Annotated in this window: 1 rRNA gene; it reads right to left on the reverse strand. The window is 49.0% G+C overall.

Annotated elements, in window-relative coordinates:
• Window positions 1-2173 (reverse strand): 23S ribosomal RNA (locus GVJ38_RS13960); the annotation flags it as partial.
• Between the last annotated feature and the right edge of the window lie 154 nt (window positions 2174-2327).

The raw sequence follows: 2327 nt of genomic DNA on the forward strand, positions 1-2327 counted from the left end.
CCTCTGCCGAAACTAGCGTTCCGGCTTCTACGGCTCCTACCTATCCTGTACATGTGGTACAGACACTCAATATCAAACTGCAGTAAAGCTCCATGGGGTCTTTCCGTCCTGTCGCGGGTAACCTGCATCTTCACAGGTACTAAAATTTCACCGAGTCTCTCGTTGAGACAGTGCCCAAATCGTTACGCCTTTCGTGCGGGTCGGAACTTACCCGACAAGGAATTTCGCTACCTTAGGACCGTTATAGTTACGGCCGCCGTTTACTGGGGCTTCAATTCGTACCTTCGCTTACGCTAAGCACTCCTCTTAACCTTCCAGCACCGGGCAGGCGTCAGCCCCTATACGTCATCTTTCGATTTTGCAGAGACCTGTGTTTTTGATAAACAGTCGCTTGGGCCTATTCACTGCGGCTGATCTTACGATCAGCACCCCTTCTCCCGAAGTTACGGGGTCATTTTGCCGAGTTCCTTAACGAGAGTTCTCTCGCTCACCTTAGGATTCTCTCCTCGACTACCTGTGTCGGTTTGCGGTACGGGCCGTTGTTTTCTCACTAGAAGCTTTTCTCGGCAGTGTGACATCAGAAGCTTCGGTACTATTATTTCCCTCCTCATCACAGCTTGTCCTTAAAGAAATAAGCATTTGACTCATTTCAAGACTTGCTGCTTGAACAGACATATCCAACAGTCTGCACTTCTTAGCCTCCTGCGTCCCTCCATTGCTCAAACAAAAACAACGGGTACAGGAATATCAACCTGTTATCCATCGCCTACGCCTATCGGCCTCAGCTTAGGTCCCGACTAACCCTGGGCGGACGAGCCTTCCCCAGGAAACCTTAGTCATTCGGTGGACAGGATTCTCACCTGTCTTTCGCTACTCATACCGGCATTCTCACTTCTAAGCGCTCCAGCAGTCCTCACGATCTGCCTTCAACGCCCTTAGAACGCTCTCCTACCAACGTATCAAAGATACGTTCCACAGCTTCGGTAAACTATTTAGCCCCGGTACATTTTCGGCGCAGGGTCACTCGACTAGTGAGCTATTACGCACTCTTTAAATGGTGGCTGCTTCTAAGCCAACATCCTAGTTGTCTGTGCAACCCCACATCCTTTTCCACTTAATAGTTATTTGGGGACCTTAGCTGGTGGTCTGGGCTGTTTCCCTTTCGACTATGGATCTTATCACTCACAGTCTGACTCCCAGAGATGAATGGATGGCATTCGGAGTTTATCTGAATTCGGTAACCCGAGATGGGCCCCTAGTCCAAACAGTGCTCTACCTCCATCATTCTTACTCTGAGGCTAGCCCTAAAGCTATTTCGGAGAGAACCAGCTATCTCCAAGTTCGTTTGGAATTTCTCCGCTACCCACACCTCATCCCCGCACTTTTCAACGTACGTGGGTTCGGTCCTCCAGTGCGTTTTACCGCACCTTCAACCTGGACATGGGTAGATCACATGGTTTCGGGTCTACGACCACTTACTCAAACGCCCATTTCAGACTCGCTTTCGCTACGGCTCCGTCTTTCCGACTTAACCTCGCAAGTAATCGTAACTCGCCGGTTCATTCTACAAAAGGCACGCTATCACCCATTAACGGGCTTTAACTTGTTGTAGGCACACGGTTTCAGGTTCTATTTCACTCCCCTTCCGGGGTGCTTTTCACCTTTCCCTCACGGTACTGGTTCACTATCGGTCACTAGGGAGTATTTAGCCTTGGGAGATGGTCCTCCCGGATTCCGACGGAATTCCTCGTGTTCCGCCGTACTCAGGATCCTCCTAGGTGTCTCAAAGATTTTATCTACGGGGCTATTACCCTCTTTAGCGGACCTTTCCAAGTCCTTCGATTATCTTCAATGACTACCAGATCGGAGTCCTACAACCCCAACGAGCAAGCTCGTTGGTTTGGGCTGGTCCCGTTTCGCTCGCCGCTACTCAGGGAATCGATTTTTCTTTCTCTTCCTGCAGGTACTTAGATGTTTCAGTTCTCTGCGTTTACCTCGAGTGTGCTATGTATTCACACATTCGTAACAGCCTACAAAAGCTGTTGGGTTTCCCCATTCGGAAATCTCCGGATCAAAGCTTACTTACAGCTCCCCGAAGCATATCGGTGTTAGTCCCGTCCTTCATCGGCTCCTAGTGCCAAGGCATCCACCGTGCGCCCTTATTCACTTAACCTTATCAACCTGACGGTTGGGTTTTGATCTTTCCTCTAGCGATAGAGTTCCGATCAAGAAAAATAAGCAATTGAACGAATTATAAAAAACTCATTCAACGCGGTGTTCTCGGTTTGTTTCATTTGTTTCTGATATCCAGTTTTCAATGAACGAAT

Origin of the sequence: Enterococcus sp. CSURQ0835 (assembly GCF_902706605.1) — a bacterium.
GTDB lineage: Bacteria > Bacillota > Bacilli > Lactobacillales > Enterococcaceae > Enterococcus_A.